The following is a 300-nucleotide window of genomic DNA, read 5'->3' on the forward strand; positions in this document are numbered from 1 at the left end:
CGGTTTTGAAGAAGGATGGGTTACCGTTCAGGATGCTTCAGCACAAGGTTGCATGACCTGGCTTGCTCCACAAAATGGTGAACACATTCTGGATCTTTGCGCCGCCCCAGGCGGTAAAACAACGCATATTCTTGAGGTTGCTCCAGAGGCGCAAGTTCTGGCGGTCGATATTGATGAGCAGCGCCTCTCTCGCGTTTACGACAATTTAAAACGCCTTGGTATGAAGGCAACCGTAAAACAAGGTGATGGCCGTTACCCTTCCCAATGGTGTGGTGAGCAACAGTTCGATCGCATTTTATT

1 protein-coding gene is annotated in these 300 nt (G+C 49.7%); it reads left to right on the plus strand.

All coding sequences use genetic code 11. The annotated features are described in order from the left end of the window. On the plus strand, positions 1 to 300 hold a 300-nt coding region (locus LZP73_RS19980; protein ID WP_326490374.1), incomplete at both ends, for a methyltransferase domain-containing protein.

Source organism: Shewanella sp. AS16, assembly GCF_021412365.1.
GTDB classification, from domain to species: Bacteria; Pseudomonadota; Gammaproteobacteria; order Enterobacterales; family Shewanellaceae; genus Shewanella; species Shewanella salipaludis.